Genomic DNA, 21897 nt, shown 5'->3' on the forward strand with positions numbered 1-21897 from the left:
GCGCCTGACGTCTCGGCGCATTCGCACGCCGTCCGGTCCGGGCGCATTCGCCGTCGGCCGCTGGGCGTCGTGCCCTTCCGACACCCTTCCTGACGTTCTCCGCGCACGGTCACCGCTGCGCGGAACCCCTTCTGCCTGGAGACCCGCTCCGCATGCCCACTTCGTTCAACCAGTCCGTCATCGACGAGTTCCGTGCCCGAGGAGGGAAGGTCGGCGGTCCCTTCGAGGGCGGCGATCTTCTGCTGCTGACCACCACCGGCGCCAAGTCCGGGAAGCCGCACACCACGCCTCTCGGCTACGTCCGCCACGGCGGGCTGCTGCTCGTCGTCGCCTCCGCCGCCGGCGCGCCCCGGCATCCCGCCTGGTACCACAACCTGCTCGCGCACCCTCTGGTCCGGGTGGAAATCGGCGCCGAGGAATACGAAGCCGTCGCCGTTCCCGCCGAAGGTGCCCGGCGCGACGAGCTCTTCGCCCAGGTGGTGGGCGCGGAGCCCGGATACGGGGAATATCAGGCCGGGATCAGCCGGGTGCTGCCGGTCGTGGTGCTGGAGCGTGTCGCGTACGAGGAGGAGGACGGGCCCCGGGAGGTGGCCAGTCTCGCCGACAAGCTCATGGAGGTCCACGCGTGGCTGCGCGCGCAGCTGAAGCACGTCAGTGACGAGACCGATGCCCACTTCGCCGCGCGTGCCGCCGCCCGCCGGGGGCCCGGCGAACCGCCGCCGGCGCCCGCCCTCGGGTTTCAGATCCGGCAGCACTGCCTGGCGTTCTGCCAGTCCCTGGAATTCCACCACCGGAGCGAGGACGCGCATGTGTTTCCCGGGCTCGCCCGGCAGTATCCCCACCTGAGCGAGGCGTTCGAGCGGCTCCGGGAGGAGCACGTGACGGTCGCCCGGCTCCAGGGCGAGCTGCTGGCCCTGCTCAATGACATCGGGCGCGCGGAACCGGAGCGGTTCCGCGCGGAACTGGCCCGTATGACCGAGGAACTCACCGCCCACCTCGACTACGAGGAGGCGTCGCTCATCCCCGTGCTGGCCGGGATTCCGTTCCCGCCGAGGGGGTGAGCGGGTTCCGGTGCGGCCCGCTCAGTCGGTGGGTGTCAGGGCCAGGAGGCGGTTGTGCTCGGCTTCCGGGACCTGCTCGCCCGAGGAGGGAAGCAGCTGGGGGATGCCGTCGACGATCGGGTAGCGGCGGCGCAGGCGCGGGTTGTAGAGGGCGTTCTCCGGTGCGAGGAGGGTGAGCGGGCCCTTGTCCAGCGGACAGGCGAGGATCTTCAGCAGCGGGTCATCGGGGGTCACGGCTCAGCTCCTGGGTGTCGGGCATCTCGGGTGTGTGGGGTGTTGGCGGTGCCTGGCGTGGCTGGGGTGTTTCTTGGTTCGCCGTGAGGGTCAGGAGGACCGCCACCGCGAGCGTGGCTCCGGTCAGGCGCAGGGCCAGGAGGAGGGGGTCGTCGGGGAGGGACTCACCGAAGGCGAAGGTGCCGACAACCGCGGTGTACAGACAGGACGTTGTCGTGCAGACGGGGACGACCAGGGATGCCCGGCAGCGCTGGAGCGCTGTCTGGGAGAGGAGCAGGCCGGTCGCACCCGTGATCAGGAGCAGGTACGGGTACGGGCTCGTGAGGAGGGCCTGCGCGGCTGCGGCCGGGTCGTCCAGGGCGGCGGGGGTGAGGTGGGCCGAGACTCCCTTGATGGCCAGGGAACTCACGCCGTAGACGAACCCGACGGCCACCGCGTACTCGACGCCGTTCGTGGTGGGTGCGCGGTGTCTGCGGGAGCTGCGGCGCTCTGTGGTGGCGTACAGAGCGAAGGCTGCGCCGAGGGACATGGCGCTGATCAGCAGGATCAGGGCGTAGGGGGAGCTGCGGCCGACGCTGTCCGCGTCCTGGCGCAGGGAGCCGACCACCATGAGCAGGGCCAGGAGGACCGCGGCCAGCGCACAGCGCTCTCGGCGCGATGTGCGTTCGCCGAGGAAGCGGTGGGAGAGGAGGAGCAGCAGGACCAGGCCCGAGACGAACAGGGCCTGTGACGCGGCCATGGGCAGGGTTCGGTAGACGATGAGCTGCGCCGCGAAACCGCCCGCCAGGGCCAGTGAGCCGGCGATCCACAGCGGGCTGCGCAGGAGGTGGCGGAGCAGGTGGGCGGGGCGGCGTACGTTCAGCGCGGGGAGCTTGGCCAGGGCGCGCTTCTCCAGTACGAAGCCGGTGCTGTACAGGACGTTCGCCAGCAGCGCGGCTGCCACGCCCCACCACATCGCGCTCAGCCCCCGGGGCGGCGGCGGGCGTGCGCCAGGAGGATCGACGCGGCGGAGGGGGCGGCGGAGCAGATAAGCCGGTCGAACGGGCGCAGGGGCCGGGGGACGCCGTGGAAGGGGGCGCCGGTGATGCGGACGACCTCGAAGCCCGAGCTGGTGAGGAATTGGCGCAAGGCCCGGGCCGTGTAGAGGCGGAGGTGACCCACCACCTCGCTGCCGGGCCGGCCGTGGACGGCGCGCAGGCTCACCTCCGAGAAGACGGGCTGGGTTCCGGTGAGCAGCAGGGCCCGGTTGTACCAGGCGGCGAGGTTGGGCGTGGAGAGCATGAGGTGGCCGCCGGGGGCCAGGACTCGGCGCAGTTCGTCCAGTGCGCTGTCGGGGTCCACCAAGTGCTCGATCACCTCGCTGAAGAGGATCGCGTCCGCTGTTCCCGAGGCGAACGGCAGGCCGTCGTTGGTCAGTTCTCCTCGTACTACATGGGTGAGGTGGGCGGATGCCCGGCGCAGCGCGTCCTGGGACCAGTCGACGCCGATGAGGCGGTGGCCGCGGAGGAGTGGCGCGGCGGTGGCGGCCGCTGTGCCGTCGCCGCAGCCGATGTCCAGGACGGTCGCCCCCGGGGCGGGGAGGGCGGCGGCGAGGATGCGGGCCTGGCGCAGGGTGCGGGGGGTGCCGGAGGCCACCGGGACGGCCGGGTTCTCGTAGAAGTCCTGGAGGGTGGGTGGGGTGGCCCTTGTCGCTGCTGTCATGTGGCTCCTCCGGACGTGGCGTCCAGGTACTCGGCGAAAAGGTCGCGCAGCCGTTCGCCGTCCGCCGTGCCGAGCAGGGCGCACGACCAGCGCAGGGCCAGGTGCAGGCGGCCCGCCGTGCTTGCCGTGGTGACCGTGAGGCCGCGCGGCATGCGGGCGGGCGCCGAGAACCAGACGGCCGTCGCCCGGCCCGTGCCCTCGCCGAAGTCCAGCGGGTAAGGGACCCGGCCGATGTTGCTGAGGAGGGTGGTCGACGTCCACGGCGCGGCTGTCCGGCGCAGCGTGCGGGTGAACGCCGCCCGCAGTGCGACGGGCAGTACGGGGGCGGTGAGCAGGGCGGCGCCGTGGCCCAGTTGGGGGCGCGGGACTGCCTTCAGGGTGCGGGTGCGCAGCGCTGTGCGGCGCAGCAGCTCCGGGATGTCGGGGGAGTGGGGCAGCTCCTCGGGGGCGTACGGGACCTCCACCAGGCGGGTGCCGTTGCCGATGGGCATGTCCAGGCCCCGCGAGCGGTCGTCCACCGGCATCGTGATCCGCATCGGGCGCGGCCGGGTGCCGTGCTCACGGTTCCACGCGGCGATCATGCGGGCGGTAGCCACCATGAGCTGGTCGTTGACCGTGTACGGCGCGTCGCGCGGGCGGGTCGGCAGGGGAAGGTCGGCGGTCAGCATGCCGTTGGGGGCGGTTGAGGCGGGTGTGCCGCGGGCTACCCGCGCGACCGGGGCGAAGCCGGTGCGGGGGGTGGGCGCGGGCTGGTTCCGGGTGGCGTGGGGGGCGGGGGCACGCGTGGGGGGCGCGGTGGCGGGGGAGTTGTCCCGGCCGCCGTAGATCTCGGCGGCGGTGGCCAGGATGCGGAGGCAGGCGGGGCCGTCGAGGGCGGTGTGGTTGATGGTGAGAAGGAGTACGCGGTCCACGACCTCCAGGCGTACGGGTGGGGAGAGGGTGAGCGGGGGTGCGAAGGAGAGGGCTCGGGCCCGGGCCTCGGTGAGGGCGTCAGGGGTGGGCGGGGGGAACGTCACGACCGTGGTGTCGGGGCCGGGGGTGAGTTCCCATTCGTACCGGCGTCGGTACCAGGGGCCGGGGGCCTCCCGCATCAGGATGCGGGGGTGGCGCCGCAGGGCCTCGTGGAAGGCGGCCCGCAGGCGGGCGGGGTCGGGGCGGGCGGGCAGGTGCACCTCGATGTGCACGGTCTCGGGCACACGGGGGTGCAGGCAGTGGCGGGTGACTTCGTCCACGACGGTGAACGGGACGCGGCGGGGGTGGCTGCCGGGGCGGGCGGGGTGCTCTAGCGCGGTCACTTGGTTTTCTCCTCGCCGGGGCCGGCCCCTTGGTCCGGGGTCCCGGTGTCCGTGTGCGGGGTGCCTGTGCCCGGGGCCCCGGGGGCTGCGGTGCCTGAGGGTTCGGGCTCGTTGGGTTCGACGCCCTGCGGGGAGCGCCCCGGCACGTCCTCACCCGGCACCCCCGGGATGCCGGTGGCGGTGCTCGGGGCCCTGGCCGTTGTCACCAGGGCCGCTGTCAGCGCCGTCAGGGCCAGGAGTTGGGCCGCGGGGCCGAACGCGCCCTCCGAGGCCGAGGCGGGAGCGCCCGCCTGCAGGGCCGCTGCGATGCCCGCCGCCGTCATCGCCAGCAGGGCTGTGGGGGGAAGGAGGGTGTGGCGGAAGTGGGCCACTACTGCCAGCAGCGGGACCAGCAGGGCCAGCGGGCCCGCCGTTATGGCCAGGACGAGGGTCAACGCCGCCAGGCCGAGGACGGGACCCGGTGGGGGTGGCACGGGAGTGGGGTCCGTGGGTGGGGCGGGGGTCCTGCGGCGGTACAGCGTCAGGGCCACCAGGGCCGCCAGGGCCACCGCGCCGCCTATCAGGCCCGCTTCGTACACCCGCGCCGGCTTGTACTCCATGCGCACCTCGCCGCCCGCGCCGTCCGGGACCAGCCATCCCTGCTGCCAGCCGTCCAGCCGGACCGAGGGCAGTTTCCGGCCGTTGAGGGTGGCCTCCCAGCCCGCGTTCGCGTTCTCGTACGTCTGGAGGTACGACGCTTCTCCCGCGCCCACCGTCAGGGACCGGCGGTCGCCCGCGGCGTCCTGGACCTTCAGAGCGCGGGACTGCTTCGCGGGTGGCGTGGCCTTGTTCCTGGTGAGTGTGATGTCGGTCAGGGCCAGCGGGCCCTTGTCGCCGGCCTCCACGCGGTGTGTGCCGGCGGACAGGCTTGCCTTGCCGTTGCGCTGGGGGCCCGCGCAGAGGGAGACCTGGATGGGGCGGCGTTCCGTGAGGTCGCTCAGTTTTCCCTCCGCCGTTGTGGCGTGGAGGGTGCCGTCGATGGCGAGGACCGGACCCTGGCCGCAGGGGAGCCGGAAGGTTTCCGTGGGCTCCGGCTGCGGGACCCGGAACTCGTCCAGTGCCGGTACGTACACCTCGCTCAGGCCCACCGGGAGCTGCATCTCGCCGTCCGCGACCGGGTTGTGGACCGTGAGGGGCGCCGAGCGGGTGATCTTGATGTCCAGGCGGTCGGTCCTGATCGGTTCGAAACGGGCCAGGCCGTTCTCGTCCACCGAGGCCGTCGCGGCTCCGTCGGGGGAACTGATCTCCACCTGTTCCGGGCGGGTGGACAGGCCGCCGGCCGCGGCGAAGACGATTTCGCCGATGGACCGCTTGCCCGGCCAGCGCAGGTGCAGGGTCGGATTGTTGCCGGCCGTCCACGCCGTGGTGAGGTCACCGTCGACCAGGTTGCGCGGGCTGAGGGAGGCGCCCAGGCGGGACGTCGAGTCCGCCGTGGCCGTCAGCCGCCGGCGCTGTTCGGGGGCGAGGCTGTAGAGGAGTTCGTCCAGCTCGTCGCCCGGCACGGGCAGCGCCGTCGCGCGGAGGGCGTACGTGCCCTTCGTGGTGGTCGAGAACTGGCGGTGCAGGCCCACTTCCGCCGATACGGGCGAGAGGCCGCCCGGGTCGCTGCCCCGGTGCAGGGAGATCAGGTCCGGGTCCCCGTCCTGCGGGAGGGCGAGGAGCCGGGTCACCTGCACACCCGGGATGTCGATGCCGGTGAAGCCCGCGCCCATGAGGCCTGGACGGCCCTGCTGGGCGCTCGTGATGGTCAGTTTAAGGTAAGTGGCGGTGCCCGGTGGGACGTTGATCTGCTGGGTGGTGCCGTTGGGGTGCAGGGGGCTCGTCCTGCTGCCGTTGTCCGTCTCCACGCGTACGGCTGTGGGTGCGGCCCTCACTCCGTCGGACGGCAGGGGCGTCACGCGGATCTGTGAGGGGAGTGACGTGGGGGACGTGAAGGCTATGCGCAGCCATTCGTCGGTGGGTTCTGCCGCGCTGCCCTCCGCCCACGCCGTGTCGGGGTTTCCGTCGAAGGCGTTCACCGGGTCGTACTGCGGCAGATGGAACAGCCAGTTGCCGCTGCTCGACGCCTGCACCGATTTGGCACCGCGCAGTACCGCCGTGGTCTGGTGCTCGATGCCTCGGGTCGGAAGGATCTGACGGGGGGCGCGGCCCGGGTCCTGGAGGCTTTGCGGGTGGTTCTTCTCGGTGGCGGTGTAGGTGTAGGACGTGTTCGAATTGACCAGGCCGAAGCGGGTGTCGGCGCGGCGCAGACCGTCGGCCGCCGCCTGGACCGCCGGATCACCCAGGCCGGGGTGGCTGTCGCCGGTGAGTACGGCCGGACGCCTGCGCATGGCCGGGTCGCCCGACAGGCGCAGGAGTGCCTCGGGGCCGCCACTGACGATCGTGGTGTCGGCCACCGGGGTGATGTCCGCCCGGCCGGGGCGCTTGGTGGACGCGGGCGGCTCGTAGATCTCCACCGCCTGCTGCCGTGGGTAGAGGCCCTCCACCTGGACAGGGGTGTCGTCCGGGATGCGGCCGCCGGTGAGCACGGGGCCGAAGCCCGTGGTGCGGCGGTAGCCGGACTCCTCCAGCGTGCGCTTCACCGTCTGCGGGGGTACGTAGCCCATCTGGTCCGGGTCCAGGTCGTTGCGTACGACTACGTAATGCAGGCCCGCACGGCTCAGGTAGTCGCTCAGACCCGGCACTTCGGCACCGGTGGTGAGTGCCTGCTCGACCGCGTCCATGGCGCGGCGGTTGCCGGGTGTACCGAACGGCACATAGTCGCGCTGCGCCCAGCGGGATTCGGCGAGCACGTCGAGCGGCTGGTCGATGGGGGAGCCCCAGGTGTAGAGGCCGTGCGCCGTGGCCGGGACCACCAGGGCGCGGCTGTCCGGCGAGTACTCCTCCAGCCAGCCGGCCGTCGCCTTCCAGTGCGCGGGGAGCCCGGTGAAGGAACCGGGCTGGAGGATGTTGCCGTTGAGGTACGGGAGGGCCAGGGCGGGGAGGACGAGCAGCGCGGTGAGGGGTGGTGCCAGACGGCGGACCCGCTTCGGGGCGGTGGCCGTCGCCGTCATGTGCGCCAGGCCCAGGAACAGGGCCAGGGCCAGGCCCGACTGGAACTTGTAGATGTTGCGGAAGGGGACCAGCGGCCCGTTCAGCCAGTCCTGGACCGTGGAGTGGAACGGCCCGCCCAGGGAACCGCCGTATCCCGCCAGGGTGACGGCTGCCACGCAGAGGGTGATCAGGAGCAGCCAGCGCCGCTCCGGCATGTCCCGGCGGGCCAGGCCCGCGAGGCCCAGCGCGGCGGCGAGGGCCGAGCCCAGGACGGTCACGGCTGCCGTGGCGACCGTCCAGCCCGCGGGCAGCCACGCCTCGCCGAAGTGCAGATAGGCGGTCCAGTTGCCCGCGCCGCGCAGCAGCTCCGTGGCGGACATGGTCGCCGTGGTGGTCTCCGCCTGTTCGACGTACGGCAGGAAGTTCTCGCCGTGTACGCCGAGCAGGAGGAGTGGGACGACCCACCAGGCTGTGGCGAGCAGCACTCCCGGCACCCACCACGCGATCAGCGCGCGGCGGCGGGGTGTCGGCGGACGGGAGAGGAGGTAGAGCGCCACCGGCAGGAGAGCGGCCAGGGTCGACGCCGCGTTCACTCCGCCCATGCAGGGGATCACGAGCGCCGAGCGGAGCGCTGCGACTCGGGGTGTGGTGCGGGGGTTCGTGAGGGGCAGCAGGACCCAGGGGAGGAGCGCTCCCGGCAGTGCGGCCGCCGACGTCGAGCCGATGACGATCGTGTACGTCGGCCACAGGGCGTACGCCGCCGCGCCCAGGAGGCGGGTCGCGGGCGAGCCGACGCGCAGGCGCTCGGCCAGGCGCAGCGCGCCCCAGAACGCGGTGGTCACGACGATGGAGAGCCACAGGCGTTCCGCCAGCCACACCGGCACGTGCAGCAGATCGGCCAGGGCGTAGAACGGCAGCATCGGGAAGGCGTAGCCGACGTACTGGTCGAAGATGCCGCCGAAGCCGGCCCTGCTGTGCCACAGCTCGCCCAGGTCGGACAGGAACCTGAACGGGTCGAGCGCCACGCCGAGTTTGGTCTCGAACGTCATCCTGCCCGGTGCCGCTGCCAGGAACGCCATGAACGTCGCCGCCCAGAAGCCCAGCAGCCAGCGGCGTGAGCGGGGCTGGGGTGGGCCGGCGGCGGGTGGGGGCGGTGGCGTCCTGGGAGGTGCCTGGAGGGTGGTCGTCATGGACACCGCCGGAGGATGAGGAGGAGATTCCAGGTGGCGAACTCGCGCAGCAAGGGGATTTTCGGTACGACGCCGGGGAGGAACGGCCAGTAGCGGGCGCGTGCCGTGACGAGCTGCACGTCGGTGCGCGCCCGCACCTGTCGCAGGGTGGTGCCGATGTGGATGGCGAAGAGGTTCTCGCCGAGGGTGTGCTTGGCGCCGCGCCCGGTGCGGCGTTCGTAGCGGCGGCGGGCCCGTTCGGCGCCCAGGTAGTGCCAGGGCGCCCACTCGTGGCCGCCCCACGGGGAGTACCAGTTGGTGAACGACACGTAGATCAGGCCGCCGGGCGCTGTGACGCGTACCAGTTCGCTGAGGAAGGTGCGCGGGTCCTCGACGTGCTCCAGGACATTGGACGAGAAGCAGATGTCCGCCGCGCCGTCCGCGAGGGGGAGCAGATAGCCGTCGGCTACGACGGCACCCTCGGGGCTGCGGCCCTTCAGTTCCCGTACGTCCGGTTCGAAGAGGAAGCTGTGCGCCCCGCGCTTGCGGAACTCCTCGGTGAAGTGGCCGCTTCCGCCGCCGACGTCGACGACGACCCTGCCCGCCAGCGGCTCGTACCGCTCCAGCTGGTCGGCGGCGTCACGGGCCAGCAGTGCGTAGCACCGGTCGGGGTCCGACTGCTCGTGCATGAAGGCCCGGAAGAGGGTGACGGACCTGTGCAGGGAAGGGTCCTTCACCGTGGCTCACCGCCGCCGGTGGGAGAGGGCCGCCTCCGCCGCCACCGCCCGGAACTGGCGCACCGTACTGCTCCACCGGTAGTGCGCGGCCCGCGCTGCGGCCGCGCGGCCCATCGCCTCGCGGCGTTCGGTGCTCAGGGCGAGCGTGCACCAGGCGGCGGCGAACGAACTCTCGCCTTGGGTTAGTACGCCGGTCACGCCGTCGGCTATGGAGTCCCGCAGGCCGGGTACGTCGAAGCCGATCGCGGGGGTGCCCCGGGTCGCCGCCTCGGTGACCACCAGGCCCCATCCTTCTACCGCGGACGGGTGGAGCAAGAGGTGTGCCGCGCAGAGGAGTTGGTGCTTCTCGGCTTCGGAGACGTGGCCCTTGAAGATTACATCCGGTCCGGCGAGCGCCTCCAGACGGTGGCGTTCGGGGCCCTCGCCGATGATCAGCAGCCTGCCGCCGGTGACCGGTCTCACCCGTTCCCAGAGGCGCAGGAGGAGATCGATGCGCTTGTACTCGACCAGGCGGCCCATCGCCAGGAAGAGGGGCTCCGTGGAACGCGGGGCGCGTTCCACCGGCTGCTCGACCCCGTTGTGCACGACCCGGATGCGGGCGGGGTCCACACCCAGCGCGCCCAGCGCGGCCGCGGTGGATGTCGATACGGCGACCAGCAGGTTCTCGCGCTGCGCCGCCGACAGCGCCCAGTGCTCCAGGCGGCGTCCGAGACCGGCGGCCGGACCCGGGTAGCGCATCCCCCACAGCTCGGTGTGCACGTGGTTGACCAGGCACAGGGTGGGGCCGCGGTGCCAGAGGGGGGTGAGGTACGGCAGGCCGTTGCAGACCTCGACCAGCAGGTCGCAGTCGCCGACCTGCCGGGCGAAGGCATGGCGGGCCTTGATGAAGTGGCCGAGGTCGCCGCCCGCGGAGACGACCCGGTAGTCGCGGTACGCCGCCGGGCCGCCGCACAGCAGGGTCACCTGGTGGCCGAGGGCCGTCAGGCCGTCCGCGAGGCGGTCGACCAGGAGTTCGGAACCGCCGGCGGCGGGGTTGCCGAGATCCCGGCGGGAGAGGAACACGATCCGGCGGGGGTGGGGGGAAGTGGGGTGGGGAAGCGCGGTGCGGGTCTCTTGGGGTTTCGCATCGTGCAGGGTGGGGGGCACGTGCTGGGGCATGCGAGCTCCAACTCGTTTCAGGGGTGCGGAACCGGTGGGGCCGTGCTCGGGGTGGGGAGGACAGTTTTCGGCACGCTGTTCGATGCGGCTACTCACCTTGGTGACAATTTCCGGCCCAGTGTGAGCTGATGTGTCATCACATCGTGATGACGGGCGTGCTCCTTCGCGGTTCCCGCCCGCGGACGACGAACACCGCCCCTGCCGCCGCCAGCAGCGCTCCCGCCCCGCCGCCGCCCATCGGCAGTGTCTCCCCCACCAGTTTCAGCCGGTCGCTGTCGGACGACGCCAGGTCGATCTGGGCGCGCTGCGTCGAGCGCGTGAACTCCAGCCGGCGGCTGTCCAGCAGGACCACCTTGTCGCGCTTCCCGCCGGGTGCGCGCAGCGTCTTGCGCGGGCCGATCGCGGCGTTCACGATGCGGCCCGTGCGCCGGTCGACGACCAGCTCGATGCCGTGGTTGGCGTACCACTCCTCGGCCAGCACCTGGCTGCGCTTCGGCAGCCCGACGAGCCGCCCCGGCACCATCCGGGTGCCGGTCCGGCTGGGTTCGACGGCGCCGGTGAAGCGGTAGCCCTCGTACCCCTGGATCGTCCGCGTACCGGCGAAGCGGAGGCGGACGGTCGAGCCGAGCGTGTTGTCCCACCAGCGGTACGAGCGCTTCTGCACGTCGAAGGGGAACTTGAGGTACGCCTCCCCGTCGAAGGCCGGTTTCTCGCCGCAGCAGTGCACGGGCTCGTTCGTGCGGCGGTCGGTCACCCAGCGCTCCAGCGTCCACTGGAGCGAGTCGTGGGTGTCGGCGGCGGGGAGGGTGGTGCCGGTGTCGACGGAGGTCGAGACGTCCCAGACGGCCCGGCCGCTCTTCTCGCTGTCGGCCACATCGCCCCGCACCTGGCGGGTGATCGTGAGCTTCTCGCCCGTGACGGTCTTGATCTCGGTGGTGTCGAAGTAGCTGCCGGTCCCGGTGAAGACCGTGGTGACGTCCACGTCGACCGGTGTGCGCTTCGCGCGTGGCTCGACGTACCAGGCCAGCAGCGGAGCGAGAACGAGCAGGAAAACGCCGGCGCCCAGCAGGGCCAGCGACAGGGGTGAAGCGGTGCGACGCATACGGGCGACTCCAGAGGGGGCCGGCGGCGGGTGGCTCGGCGGATACGTGCACATGCGTATGGGCCGGGAACCGTAGGCGTCCTCTTGACGGGCTGTCAATGCAATGCCAACACTGGTCCATTGCCGGACGGGGCCGGCGGGACACCGGTGGGGTCACAGCGTCAGAGAGGCTGACCCGACCATGTCCAGACTCCTTGCAGCAGCGCTGACCATCGTTGCTGCCGCCGCCCTCGCCGTGGGGGCCGCCCTCGCCGTCGTGGCACTGCTCAACGCCACCCCGGACCAGCCCAATGTGCCGCTGATCAGCTACGAGTCGGCGACTCCCCGGAAGTGACCCCGGTGGGACTGCCGCCGGGGGAGGCGACCGCGGTGGAAGCGACCGCAGTGGACGGGGAGCGACAGATGGGCGACGACTCGGCATGGGCGGACGTACCCCGCCTCCAGTTACGGCAGTTCACCGACCGGGCCATGCGCGAAGTGCCGTCGCTCGCCCAGGAGATCCTCGACTGCATCTGCCGCGAACACCCCAAGCTGCCCCTGCTCGTCGACGAATCGGGCGAGCTGATCGCCCTCGTCGGCATCCGGCGCGCTCTCGAGGACTTCGTGCAGCATCTGGTGCTGGAAAAAGGGCGCCCGCACGTTCATCTCGAGGTCTTCCAGGAGTTCGGGCGAGGCGAAGGGCTGCACGGCCGGTCCCTCGACTCGCTCCAGGCGATGTACCGGCTCGGCGTCCGCCTCGCCTGGCGGCGGTTCGCCGAGATCGGGCAGCAGGTACGCATCCCGCCACCCGCGATGTACGAACTGGCCGAGTCCGGATTCGCCTTCCTGGACGGGCTGGTGGACCAGACCGTGCGCGGGTACGCCGAGGCCGCCGCGCGGCAGGCCGGCGAACGCCTGCGGCTGCAGCGGAAGCTGACCCAGGCGCTGATCGCGGAGTACGGCGGGCCCGCCGGCCCCGCGCGCAGCCGCTCGCTCGCCGAGCACGCCGCCCGGATCGGCTGGGCGCTGCCCGAGCGTGTCGCCGTGGGCGTGCTGCTGCGCCCGGCCCGGGAAAGCGTCGCACCGGCCGTGGGACAGGGCGTACTCCTCGACATGGAGAGCGAGCAGCCGTTGATGATCGTGCCCGACCCCGGACTGGCGGGGCGGCCCGAGCTGCTGCGCCGGTCGATGAAGGGCTGGTCGGGGGCGCTCGGGCCGGCGGTGGCACTGACGGAGGCAGCGAAGTCGCTGCGCTGGGCGACGGCCGCCGTGCGCCTGATGGAGCGGGGGCTGCTGCCTTCCGGGCGGTTGCTGCACTGCACCGAGTACACCGAGGCGCTGGTGCTGCTGCCGCCGGAGGAACTCATCGGCGACCTCACCCGCCGCTGCCTCGCGCCGCTCGCCGACTGCGGACCCACACAGGGGCGACGGCTCGCGGAGACCCTGCTGGCGTGGCTGGAGACGCGGGGCGGGGCGCCGGAGGTGGCGGCCAGGCTCGGCGTGCATCCGCAGACCGTGCGCTACCGGATGCGGCAGATACGGGAACTGTGGGGCGACGAGGTCGACGACCCGGACCGCCGCTTCGAACTCGAACTGGTGCTGCGGGCGCAGCGGTTACGGGGCGAGCTGAGCGAGCCGATCCGGTGAGGGGGCGGACACGGCTCCGCCCCCGGTGCTGTGCGGTCCCGGGGGCGGAGAACGGCTGGGCGGCGGTGATCAGCCGCGCAGCTGCTCGTACGCCGGCAGCGTGAGGAAGTCCGCGTAGTCCTCGTCGAGCGAGACGGTGAGCAGCAGGTCGTGCGCCTGCTGCCACTTTCCGGCGGTGAAGGCCGCGTCACCGATCTCCGCGCGGATCGCGGCCAGTTCCTCGGCGGCGATCTTGCGAGCCAGTTCCGGGGTGGCCTTCTGGCCGTTCTCGAAGACGACGCCCGCGTTGATCCACTGCCAGATCTGGGAGCGGGAGATCTCCGCCGTGGCGGCGTCCTCCATCAGGTTGAAGATCGCGACGGCGCCCAGACCGCGCAGCCACGCCTCGATGTAGCGGGTGCCGACCTGGACGGCCGAGACCAGACCCTCGTACGTCGGGACCGCGTCCAGAGAGTCGATGGCGATCAGGTCACCCGGCGCCACCGACACGTCCTCGCGCAGGCGCTCCTTCTGGTTCGGCCTCTCGCCCAGGACCGCGTCGAACGACGCCATCGCGATCGGGACGAGGTCCGGGTGCGCGACCCAGGAGCCGTCGAAGCCGTCGGCGGCCTCGCGGTCCTTGTCGGCCTTGACCTTCTCGAAGGCGACCTTGTTGACCTCGGCGTCGCGGCGGGACGGGATGAAGGCCGCCATGCCGCCGATCGCGTGCGCGCCGCGCTTGTGGCACGTGCGGACGAGCAGCTCGGTGTACGCCCGCATGAACGGGGCCGTCATCGTGACCGCGTTGCGGTCCGGGAGGACGAACTTGGCTCCGCCGTCACGGAAGTTCTTGACGATGGAGAAGAGGTAGTCCCAGCGGCCCGCGTTGAGGCCCGCCGCGTGGTCGCGCAGCTCGTAGAGGATCTCCTCCATCTCGTACGCCGCCGTGATCGTCTCGATCAGGACGGTCGCGCGGACGGTGCCCTGCGGGATGCCGACGTAGTCCTGCGCGAAGACGAAGATCTCGTTCCACAGCCGCGCCTCGAGGTGCGACTCGGTCTTCGGCAGGTAGAAGTACGGGCCCTTGCCGAGCTCGATGAGCCGCTTGGCGTTGTGGAAGAAGTACAGGCCGAAGTCGACGAGGGCGCCGGGCACCGGGCGGCCGTCGAACCGGAGGTGGCGCTCGTCGAGGTGCCACCCGCGCGGCCGCATGACCACGGTCGCCAGCTCCTCGGCCGGCTTCAGGGCGTACGTCTTGCCGGACTTCGGGTCGGTGAAGTCGATGCGGCGCGCGTACGCGTCGATCAGATTGCGCTGGCCGAGGACGACGTTCTCCCAGGTGGGAGCGGACGCGTCCTCGAAGTCGGCGAGCCAGACCCTCGCGCCCGAGTTCAGGGCGTTGATGGTCATCTTGCGGTCGGTCGGACCGGTGATCTCCACGCGGCGGTCGTTGAGCGCGGCCGGGGCCGGCGCGACCTTCCAGTCGCCCTCACGGATCTGTGCGGTATCCGGGAGGAAGTCGAGCGTGGACGTGCGGGCGATCTCGGCGCGGCGCTCGGCGCGGCGGGCGAGCAGCTCGTCACGGCGGGGCGTGAACAGCCGGTGCAGCTCGGCCACGAAGGCGAGAGCCGCGTCGGTCAGGACCTCATCCTGCCTCGGCAGGGGCTCGGCATCGACGATGGCCAGCGGGGACGGCGCTGGTGCGGACATGAGCTGTCACTCCTTACGCGGGCGAGGCCTGCCGGCCGCCGGGTCGCCTGAGAACGGCACAGAGTGCCATGGCTCCGAGGTACGGTCGCGGGCGCCGCCGGGTGGTGCAGGGCGCTTCTGACGTGTGGATAGTAGTTTCCTCATGGTGGAAGTTCAACGGTCTGTTGATGTCGAGATTCTCCGAGTCGACAGAAACTGTCGCTCAGTGCCACCCCGGTCACTCCAAGTGGAACAGGTCCTCCGGCGTGTCGATGTCGTACGCCGCGGCCACGTCCCCGCACTCGACGAGCGTGACCGCGCTCTCGTGCTCCTTCAGGTAGGCGCGTGCCCCCCGGTCGCCCGTCGCAGTCGTCACGATGTCCTCCCACCGCTCGGCGCCGAAGAGCACCGGATGCCCGCGCTTCCCGTCGTACGCCGCCGCCACGAGGCTCGCGGGCGAGCGGTACGCGGCCACCACCCGGGCCACCGCCGCCGCCCCGATCCCCGGCTGGTCCACCAGCGAGACGAGGGCGGCCGGAGCTCCCGTGCCGGCCAGGGACGCCAGCCCGGCCCGCAGCGACGAGCCCATTCCCTCGTCCCATACCGGGTTGTCGACCAGCACGCACCCGCTCAGGTCGGCGCGCTCCCGCACCCGCGCCGACGCCGCGCCCAGCACCACGTGCACCGGGCCGCAACCGCCCTCGCGCAGGACCCGTACCGCGTGTTCGACCAGGGGCCGCCCCCGGTACTCCAGCAGCGCCTTCGGCCGGCCACCGAGCCGCCGCCCGCCGCCCGCCGCGAGCAGGAGCCCCGCGACGCCCGAGGCTCCGTCATCTCTTGTATGTGCCATGGGTTCTGCTTACCTCATCGGAACAGGCGCGGACGGTCCCTCCTTGGATAGGGTGCCGTTCGATATCGGCGTTCTGCGTGGGAGACATGAGTTTGATGAGTGGTCAGCAGCCGGGCCGGGACAGTGCTTCCCAGGTCTTCCAGCCTCTCGCGGGTGACGACCCGACCACCATCGCCGGATACCGGCTGGCCGCCAAGCTCGGCGCGGGCGGCATGGGCAAGGTGTATCTCTCGTACACGCCGGGCGGCCGGCCCGTCGCCATCAAGGTGATCCGGCCCGAGTTCGGTGAGGACCCCGAATTCCGCCGGCGGTTCGCGCAGGAGGTGCAGTCCGCGCAGCGTGTGCAGGGTCTGTTCACCGCGCCCGTCATCGACGCGGACACCGACGGCGCGCAGCCGTGGCTCGCCACCGCCTACGTGCCGGGCCCCTCGCTCGCCGACGCGGTCGTCGCGCACGGGGCGCTGCCCGTCGAGGCGGTACTGCTGCTGATCGCCGGCATGGCAGAGGCCCTGCACGTCATCCACGGCGCGGGCATCGTGCACCGCGACCTCAAGCCGTCCAACGTGCTGCTCGCCGCCGACGGCCCCCGCGTCATCGACTTCGGCATCGCGTACGCCGCCGACGCGACCTCGCTCACCGGATCCGGCGTCACCATCGGCACCCCGTCGTTCATGGCCCCGGAACAGGCCGCCGGGAAGAAGGTGACGGCCGCAACCGACATCTTCGCCCTCGGCCAGGTCGCGGCGTACGCGGCGACCGGATCCCCGGCCTTCGGCGAAGGCACCTCGCACGGGGTGCTCTACCGGATCGTCCACGAGGAGCCCGACCTCACCGGGGTCCCGGAGCGGCTGATGGAGCTGGTCAGCCGCTGCCTCGCCAAGGATCCGGCGGACCGGCCCTCGGTCACCGAGGTCATCGGGCTCTGCCAGTCCGCCAACGCCGAGACCGTCCTGCGCCGCCCCGAGGACTGGCTGCCGGGCGCCGTCGCCGCCGACATCACGGTGCGCGCGGCCGCTCCCGCCCCGCTCCAGACGCCGCCGCCCCCGGCCGCCGCGCCCGCGGCCTACTCGCCCACCGCGCCCGTGGCCCCGGCGTACTCACCCACCGCACCGGTCGCCCCGGCGACCCCGCCCCCGGGCTTCGGCCCGCTCGCGCCGCACCAGGCGCCCCAGGCCGCTCAGCCGCACAGCACGCCGCCTCCGGTGCACGCCCACGCCCACGCCTACGCCCCCACCCAGCTGCCGACGCACGCCCACCCGTACCCCGGACACCCCGCGCCGCCGGCGGCCCAGCCGCCGAAGAGCGCGGGCAAGAGCCTGCTCGTGGCCCTGGCCGCCGTGCTCGTCTTCGCCGTCGCGGGTGGCGGCCTGACGTACGCCCTGCTCACGGACGACGGGAAGCAGACGCAGGGCGGGGGCTCGTCGCAGGACGAGCGGCAGAGCGACGGGGCCGGCGGCGCGGCCGATCCCGCCGGGTCTCCCTCGGGTGCGGATGCCGGCTCCGTTCAGGAGACCGAGCCCGAGCCCGAGGCCAAGCCGGACCCGAAGCCCGCCGACTTCAAGGGCATCAACCTCACCGCCGGATACCACCTGTCCCTCGCCGACGACGACGTCCGGCCCCAGAGCGGCGAGGACGGTTCGTACGACCTCTCCTACGACACCGGTGGATACCTCGACGCCGAGAGCGAGGGCGGAACCCTGGTGCTGCTCGATCCGGGGCAGCAGGGATCGCTCGCCGCCTGCCGCGCAGACACCCGCTTCACCGAAACGGTCTATGTGAACAAACTCTCGAAGGGGCGCCAGGTCTGCGTCACCACGGGCACGGGACACATGGGCGTCGTGACGGTTCAGGGCTTCTCCGCCGAGGATTCGCCCAGTACGTACATGACGCTGGACCTGACCGTCTGGCGCAACGCCGCCGCCACCGGCTCGGGCAGCTGAGCAGGGCCAAGTGGCGTAGCGCCCGCCGATTGGCGTTAACTGACCCCCGGCCCCCGTGTACGCCGTCCGACCAGCGGCGTACGGGGCTGAACCACTGGCAGGACCTGCACGTGGCTGTGCGAGGGGGAGAGACCTTGTTGAGAAGTGTGGAACAGAGGTGCGTGACCGGAAACGGTGAGGACCCGCGCGTGACGGAGCTGCGTGCCGCCGTCTCGCGGCTGCGCCGTGAACTGGCCGGACACCCCGCCGAATTGCCGGACCGCGGGGTCGCTGAGGACGAACTGGCGTCGCTGCACGCCATGGCCCTCAGCGGCGTGCCCGAGATCATGCGGCTGCGGCGTTCGCTGCTGCTGGTCGCCGGGTCGATCGGCTCGGTCAGCGCGCTGGCGGAAGCGATGTCGCAGGTGCGCAACGCGGTCGAGCTCTTCGGGAGCCGCGGCTGACGAGGTGCAGGCGCGCAGGGGCGGACCTGCTGCGCGACGCGCTCGGCCAGGCCTTCCAGCAGCCGAACCTGCTGCCTTCCCTCACCTCGGCCGAGCAGCTCCAGGTGATGGCCCACCTCTCGGGACGAGCGGACGGCCGTGTTTCGGCCGTCGGCCCATCGCTCTGACCTGCGCGTACGTCCTGGGTCAGCCCGGTGTGCCGTTGTTGGTCAGCACGACGGACAGGTCCTGGGCGACTTCCTGGAGTATGGGAACGATCTTTTCGGTCGCGGCCTCCGTCACCCGGCCCGCCGGACCGGAGATGGAGATGGCCGCGGCGGTGGGGGAGTTGGGCACCGGCACGGCGAGGCAGCGGACGCCGATTTCCTGCTCGCCGTCGTCCACGGCGTAACCGGCCCTGCGGACCTGCTCCAGGGCGTCCAGGAAGCCCTCGGGGGTGGTGATCGTCTTCTCGGTGGCGGTCGGCATGCCCGTGCGGGCGAGCAGGGCGCGCACCTCCTCCGGCGGGGTGTGCGCGAGGAGCGCCTTGCCGACGCCCGTGGAGTGCGGGAGGACGCGGCGGCCGACCTCGGTGAACATCCGCATCGAGTGCTTCGAGGGCACCTGGGCGACGTACACGATCTCGTCGCCGTCGAGCAGCGCCATGTTCGCGGTCTCGCCGGTCTCCTCCACCAGCCGCGCCAGGTACGGGCGGGCCCAGGTGCCGAGCAGCCGGGACGCGCTCTCGCCGAGGCGGATGAGGCGCGGGCCTAGCGAGTAGCGGCGGTTCGTCTGCTGGCGTACGTAACCGCAGGCGACGAGCGTGCGCATCAGGCGGTGGATCGTCGGCAGCGGCAGACCGCTGCTGGCCGAGAGCTCGCTGAGACCGACCTCGCCGCCCGCGTCGGCCATCCGCTCCAGCAGATCGAAAGCGCGCTCAAGGGACTGGACACCACCGCTGGGCGCAGCAGATTTTGAAGCGTCGGTGGTGGCGTTGGACGACGGCACGTCAACGGTCCTTTCGAGGCGGATGGGCAAGGCAGCAGCCTACCCGCCGCCTGCGCGGAGCACACGGTCTGCGTCAAGACGTCCCCGCCGGTCAGAGGGTGTTTGTCCCTGTGTCGGCCGTCACTTCCGAAGATCCTCGGGCGGCAGTCCTGTGGGTAGCTACCTTCTGCTGGTCGAAATTGTTGTTCCACTTCATGGAAACCTCTAAATCGCGGCGGCGCCAGAGGGCCGGCCGGGGGGAGTCTTGACGGAGGAGGTGTCGGAGTGAAGACTCCTTCAACAGTTCGTTGAATTTCTCAGCCTTGTTTTTGGTACGGAAGTGAGGGACAAGGTGCCCGACGTTGACCTGGTACTGCGCTCGACGCGCGTCGTCACCCCCGACGGGACGCGCGCCGCATCGGTGACCGTCGCCGACGGGAAGATCACGGCTGTGCTGCCGTACGACGCCGAGGTGCCGGCCGGGGCCCGGCTGGAGGACTTCGCGGACGACGTCCTGCTCCCCGGCCTCGTCGACACCCATGTCCACGTGAACGACCCCGGCCGCACCGCGTGGGAGGGCTTCTGGACGGCCACCCGCGCGGCCGCCGCCGGCGGCATCACCACGCTGCTCGACATGCCGCTGAACTCGCTGCCGCCGACCACCACGGTCGACAACCTGCGCACCAAGCAGGACGTCGCCCGCAGCAAGGCGCACATCGACGTCGGCTTCTGGGGCGGCGCGATCCCGTCCAACGTCAAGGACCTGCGCCCGCTGTACGACGCCGGCGTCTTCGGCTTCAAGTGCTTCCTCTCGCCCTCGGGCGTGGAGGAGTTCCCGGAGCTCGACCAGGAGCAGCTCGCCCGGTCCATGGCGGAGATCTCCGGCTTCGGCGGCCAGCTGATCGTGCACGCCGAAGACCCCCACCACCTGGAGGCGGCCCCGCAGAAGAGCGGACCGGCGTACGCCGACTTCCTCGCCTCCCGGCCGCGCGACGCCGAGAACACCGCGATCGAGGGCCTGATCGCGCACGCCAAGCGCCTCGGCGCCCGGGTCCACGTACTGCACCTGTCGTCCTCGGACGCGCTGCCGCTGATCGCCGCCGCCAAGCGCGACGGCGTACGGATCACTGTCGAGTCCTGCCCGCACTTCCTCACCCTCACGGCCGAGGAGGTCCCGGACGGCGCGACCGAGTTCAAGTGCTGCCCGCCGATCCGCGAGGCCGAGAACCAGGACGCGCTGTGGGAGGGGCTCGCCGACGGGACGATCGACTGCATCGTCTCCGACCACTCCCCGTGCACCACGGACCTCAAGACCCCCGACTTCGCCTCCGCCTGGGGCGGTATCTCCTCGCTCCAGCTGGGCCTCCCGGCGATCTGGACCGAGGCCCGGCGCCGCGGCCGCTCGCTGGAGGACGTCGTCCGCTGGATGTCCGCCGCGCCCGCCGAGCTCGCGGGCCTGGCGCAGAAGGGCGCCATCGAGGCCGGCCGCGACGCCGACTTCGCGGTCCTCGCGCCCGACGAGACCTTCACCGTCGACCCGGCGGAGCTGCAGCACCGCAACCAGGTCACGGCGTACGCGGGCAAGACCCTGTACGGCGTCGTCAAGTCGGCCTGGCTGCGCGGCGTCCGCATCGCCGACAACGGGACCCTGGCCGAGCCGACCGGCCGGCTGCTCGAAAGGAACAACTGATCGTGGTGACCCCCTCCTTCACCGGTGACGCGAACCCGTACGGCGGCGGCGACCCGTACGCCGACTACCGCACCGCGGACTTCCCCTTCACGCACCTCGCGGACCTCGCCGACCGGCGGCTCGGCGCGGGCGTGATCGCCGCCAACGACGAGTTCTTCGCCGAGCGCGAGAACATGCTGCGGCCCGGAGCGGCGGAGTTCGACCCGGAGCACTTCGGCCACAAGGGCAAGATCATGGACGGCTGGGAGACCCGCCGCCGCCGTGGTGCCGGCGCCCAGCAGCCCCACCCGACCGACGAGGACCACGACTGGGCCCTCGTACGGCTCGGCGCGCCCGGTGTCGTACGCGGAGTCGTCATCGACACCGCCCACTTCCGCGGCAACTACCCGCAGGCGGTCTCCGTCGAGGCCACCTCGGTGCCCGGCTCGCCGTCCCCCGAGGACCTCCTCTCCGGCGAGGTGAAGTGGGTGACTCTCGTACCCCGTACGGCAGTCGGCGGCCACGCGGCCAACGGCTTCGCCGTCGACGTCGAGCAGCGCTTCACCCACCTGCGCGTCAACCAGCACCCCGACGGCGGCATCGCCCGTCTGCGCGTCTACGGCGAGGTCGCACCCGACCCGGCCTGGCTGGCCACTCTCGGTACGTTCGACCTCGTCGCCCTCGAGAACGGCGGCCGCGTCGAGGACGCCTCCGACCGCTTCTACTCCCCGGCCACCAACACCATCCAGCCGGGCCGTTCGCACAAGATGGACGACGGCTGGGAGACCCGCCGCCGCCGCGACAAGGGCAACGACTGGATCCACTACCACCTGGTGGAGCAGGCCGAGATCCGCGCGGTCGAGATCGACACGGCGTACCTGAAGGGCAACTCGGCGGGCTGGGCCGCGCTTTCGGTCCGCGACGGAGCCGAGGGCGACTGGACCGAGATCCTGCCCCGGACCCGGCTCCAGCCCGACACGAACCACCGATTCGTGCTGGACACGGTCCCGGCGGCGACCGAGATCCGGATGGACATCTTCCCGGACGGCGGCATCTCCCGCCTGCGTCTCTTCGGCTCCCTGACCGGGACGGGCGCGACGCGCCTGGCCGCCCGCCACCAGGAGCTGGCCGGCTGACACCCCCGCGGGTTCCCCGAACGCGGAGTGCACCGGGTCGCGACGGCCCCGGTGCACTCCGTTCCCCTTG

18 protein-coding genes and 1 pseudogene are annotated in these 21897 nt (G+C 71.9%); 8 read left to right on the plus strand and 11 right to left on the minus strand.

The annotated features are described in order from the left end of the window. Positions 1-152 precede the first annotated feature (152 nt). Entirely contained in the window at positions 153-1061 is a 909-nt protein-coding gene (locus tag ACWIHY_RS01760) for a nitroreductase/quinone reductase family protein (protein WP_454373559.1), read from the plus strand. A 21-nt stretch (positions 1062-1082) separates the two neighbouring features. Here ACWIHY_RS01760 and ACWIHY_RS01765 read toward each other — a convergent pair whose 3' ends face one another. The 8 genes from ACWIHY_RS01765 to ACWIHY_RS01800 all read right to left on the minus strand — a co-directional run bounded on the left by ACWIHY_RS01765 (position 1083) and on the right by ACWIHY_RS01800 (position 11529). Next, the gene (locus tag ACWIHY_RS01765; RefSeq protein ID WP_454373560.1) at positions 1083-1295 is read right to left on the minus strand and encodes a Trm112 family protein; all 213 of its coding nucleotides are present in this window, start codon (positions 1293-1295) and stop codon (positions 1083-1085) included. Beyond that, a complete protein-coding gene (locus ACWIHY_RS01770; RefSeq protein WP_454373561.1) occupies positions 1282-2250 on the minus strand; it encodes a DMT family transporter in 969 nt (322 codons plus the stop codon). The genes ACWIHY_RS01765 and ACWIHY_RS01770 overlap by 14 nt, the downstream gene beginning before the upstream one ends. Positions 2251-2255: 5 nt before the next feature. Next, positions 2256-2996, minus strand: a complete 741-nt coding sequence (locus tag ACWIHY_RS01775) for a class I SAM-dependent methyltransferase (RefSeq protein WP_454373562.1) — start codon at positions 2994-2996, stop codon at positions 2256-2258. Then, positions 2993-4291: a condensation protein gene (locus ACWIHY_RS01780; RefSeq protein ID WP_454373563.1), complete on the minus strand. Its 1299-nt coding sequence runs from the start codon at positions 4289-4291 to the stop codon at positions 2993-2995. The genes ACWIHY_RS01775 and ACWIHY_RS01780 overlap by 4 nt, the downstream gene beginning before the upstream one ends. Continuing rightward, positions 4288-8553: an alpha-(1->3)-arabinofuranosyltransferase domain-containing protein gene (locus tag ACWIHY_RS01785; protein WP_454373856.1), complete on the minus strand. Its 4266-nt coding sequence runs from the start codon at positions 8551-8553 to the stop codon at positions 4288-4290. Before ACWIHY_RS01785 ends, ACWIHY_RS01780 begins: the two co-directional genes overlap by 4 nt. Further along, positions 8550-9269 (minus strand): class I SAM-dependent methyltransferase, encoded by a 720-nt coding sequence (locus ACWIHY_RS01790; protein WP_454373564.1) that lies wholly within the window; start codon positions 9267-9269, stop codon positions 8550-8552. The genes ACWIHY_RS01785 and ACWIHY_RS01790 overlap by 4 nt, the downstream gene beginning before the upstream one ends. Before the next feature lie 6 nt (positions 9270-9275). Beyond that, a complete protein-coding gene (locus tag ACWIHY_RS01795) occupies positions 9276-10427 on the minus strand; it encodes a glycosyltransferase family 4 protein (protein ID WP_454373565.1) in 1152 nt (383 codons plus the stop codon). A gap of 136 nt (positions 10428-10563) precedes the next feature. Beyond that, positions 10564-11529: a DUF3068 domain-containing protein gene (locus ACWIHY_RS01800; protein WP_454373566.1), complete on the minus strand. Its 966-nt coding sequence runs from the start codon at positions 11527-11529 to the stop codon at positions 10564-10566. Between the two features lie 181 nt (positions 11530-11710). Between ACWIHY_RS01800 and ACWIHY_RS01805 the strand changes: the two genes are divergently transcribed. Further along, entirely contained in the window at positions 11711-11863 is a 153-nt protein-coding gene (locus ACWIHY_RS01805; RefSeq protein WP_454373567.1) for a hypothetical protein, read from the plus strand. 68 nt (positions 11864-11931) lie between these two features. Beyond that, positions 11932-13155, plus strand: a complete 1224-nt coding sequence (locus ACWIHY_RS01810; RefSeq protein ID WP_454373857.1) for a PucR family transcriptional regulator — start codon at positions 11932-11934, stop codon at positions 13153-13155. Positions 13156-13224: 69 nt separating this feature from the next. Here ACWIHY_RS01810 and aceB read toward each other — a convergent pair whose 3' ends face one another. Together aceB and ACWIHY_RS01820 are read right to left on the minus strand one after the other, a co-directional pair. Continuing rightward, positions 13225-14844, minus strand: coding sequence for a malate synthase A (gene aceB, locus ACWIHY_RS01815; protein WP_454373568.1), 1620 nt, complete (start codon positions 14842-14844; stop codon positions 13225-13227). A 217-nt stretch (positions 14845-15061) separates the two neighbouring features. Continuing rightward, positions 15062-15673 (minus strand): nucleotidyltransferase family protein, encoded by a 612-nt coding sequence (locus ACWIHY_RS01820; protein ID WP_454373569.1) that lies wholly within the window; start codon positions 15671-15673, stop codon positions 15062-15064. Between the two features lie 95 nt (positions 15674-15768). Between ACWIHY_RS01820 and ACWIHY_RS01825 the strand changes: the two genes are divergently transcribed. The 3 genes and pseudogenes from ACWIHY_RS01825 to ACWIHY_RS01835 form a co-directional block, all read left to right on the plus strand. Then, positions 15769-17613 carry a serine/threonine-protein kinase gene (locus tag ACWIHY_RS01825; RefSeq protein ID WP_454373570.1) on the plus strand — a complete coding sequence of 615 codons (1845 nt, stop codon included), beginning with the start codon at positions 15769-15771 and terminating at the stop codon, positions 17611-17613. Between the two features lie 134 nt (positions 17614-17747). Further along, positions 17748-18056, plus strand: a complete 309-nt coding sequence (locus ACWIHY_RS01830) for a DUF5955 family protein (protein WP_454373571.1) — start codon at positions 17748-17750, stop codon at positions 18054-18056. 14 nt (positions 18057-18070) lie between these two features. Continuing rightward, positions 18071-18184: pseudogene (locus tag ACWIHY_RS01835) on the plus strand (ABC transporter ATP-binding protein); the annotation flags it as partial. A gap of 58 nt (positions 18185-18242) precedes the next feature. On the opposite strand, the gene ACWIHY_RS01840 reads toward ACWIHY_RS01835, so the two are convergent. Then, the gene (locus tag ACWIHY_RS01840; protein WP_454373858.1) at positions 18243-19043 is read right to left on the minus strand and encodes an IclR family transcriptional regulator; all 801 of its coding nucleotides are present in this window, start codon (positions 19041-19043) and stop codon (positions 18243-18245) included. Between the two features lie 331 nt (positions 19044-19374). On the opposite strand from ACWIHY_RS01840, the gene allB reads away from it, so the two are divergent. Both allB and alc read left to right on the plus strand, forming a co-directional pair. Then, positions 19375-20712: an allantoinase AllB gene (gene allB, locus ACWIHY_RS01845; RefSeq protein ID WP_454373572.1), complete on the plus strand. Its 1338-nt coding sequence runs from the start codon at positions 19375-19377 to the stop codon at positions 20710-20712. After that, complete coding sequence (gene alc / locus ACWIHY_RS01850) at positions 20712-21827, plus strand: allantoicase (RefSeq protein WP_454373859.1); 1116 nt, start codon at positions 20712-20714, stop codon at positions 21825-21827. The genes allB and alc overlap by 1 nt, the downstream gene beginning before the upstream one ends. Positions 21828-21897 lie beyond the last annotated feature (70 nt).

The sequence above is a fragment of the Streptomyces sp. NPDC055287 genome, assembly GCF_053646035.1.

What these genes read in the sequence shown, in the direction of transcription:
- ACWIHY_RS01785 (WP_454373856.1), bottom strand. Translation starts at nt 8,553, where the DNA reads ATGACGACCACCCTCCAGGCACCTCCCAGGACGCCACCGCCCCCACCC.
- ACWIHY_RS01810 (WP_454373857.1), top strand. Translation starts at nt 11,932, where the DNA reads ATGGGCGACGACTCGGCATGGGCGGACGTACCCCGCCTCCAGTTACGG.
- ACWIHY_RS01805 (WP_454373567.1), top strand. Translation starts at nt 11,711, where the DNA reads ATGTCCAGACTCCTTGCAGCAGCGCTGACCATCGTTGCTGCCGCCGCC.
- ACWIHY_RS01770 (WP_454373561.1), bottom strand. Translation starts at nt 2,250, where the DNA reads ATGTGGTGGGGCGTGGCAGCCGCGCTGCTGGCGAACGTCCTGTACAGC.
- ACWIHY_RS01800 (WP_454373566.1), bottom strand. Translation starts at nt 11,529, where the DNA reads ATGCGTCGCACCGCTTCACCCCTGTCGCTGGCCCTGCTGGGCGCCGGC.
- aceB (WP_454373568.1), bottom strand. Translation starts at nt 14,844, where the DNA reads ATGTCCGCACCAGCGCCGTCCCCGCTGGCCATCGTCGATGCCGAGCCC.
- ACWIHY_RS01775 (WP_454373562.1), bottom strand. Translation starts at nt 2,996, where the DNA reads ATGACAGCAGCGACAAGGGCCACCCCACCCACCCTCCAGGACTTCTAC.
- ACWIHY_RS01820 (WP_454373569.1), bottom strand. Translation starts at nt 15,673, where the DNA reads ATGGCACATACAAGAGATGACGGAGCCTCGGGCGTCGCGGGGCTCCTG.
- ACWIHY_RS01795 (WP_454373565.1), bottom strand. Translation starts at nt 10,427, where the DNA reads ATGCCCCAGCACGTGCCCCCCACCCTGCACGATGCGAAACCCCAAGAG.
- ACWIHY_RS01760 (WP_454373559.1), top strand. Translation starts at nt 153, where the DNA reads ATGCCCACTTCGTTCAACCAGTCCGTCATCGACGAGTTCCGTGCCCGA.
- ACWIHY_RS01825 (WP_454373570.1), top strand. Translation starts at nt 15,769, where the DNA reads ATGAGTGGTCAGCAGCCGGGCCGGGACAGTGCTTCCCAGGTCTTCCAG.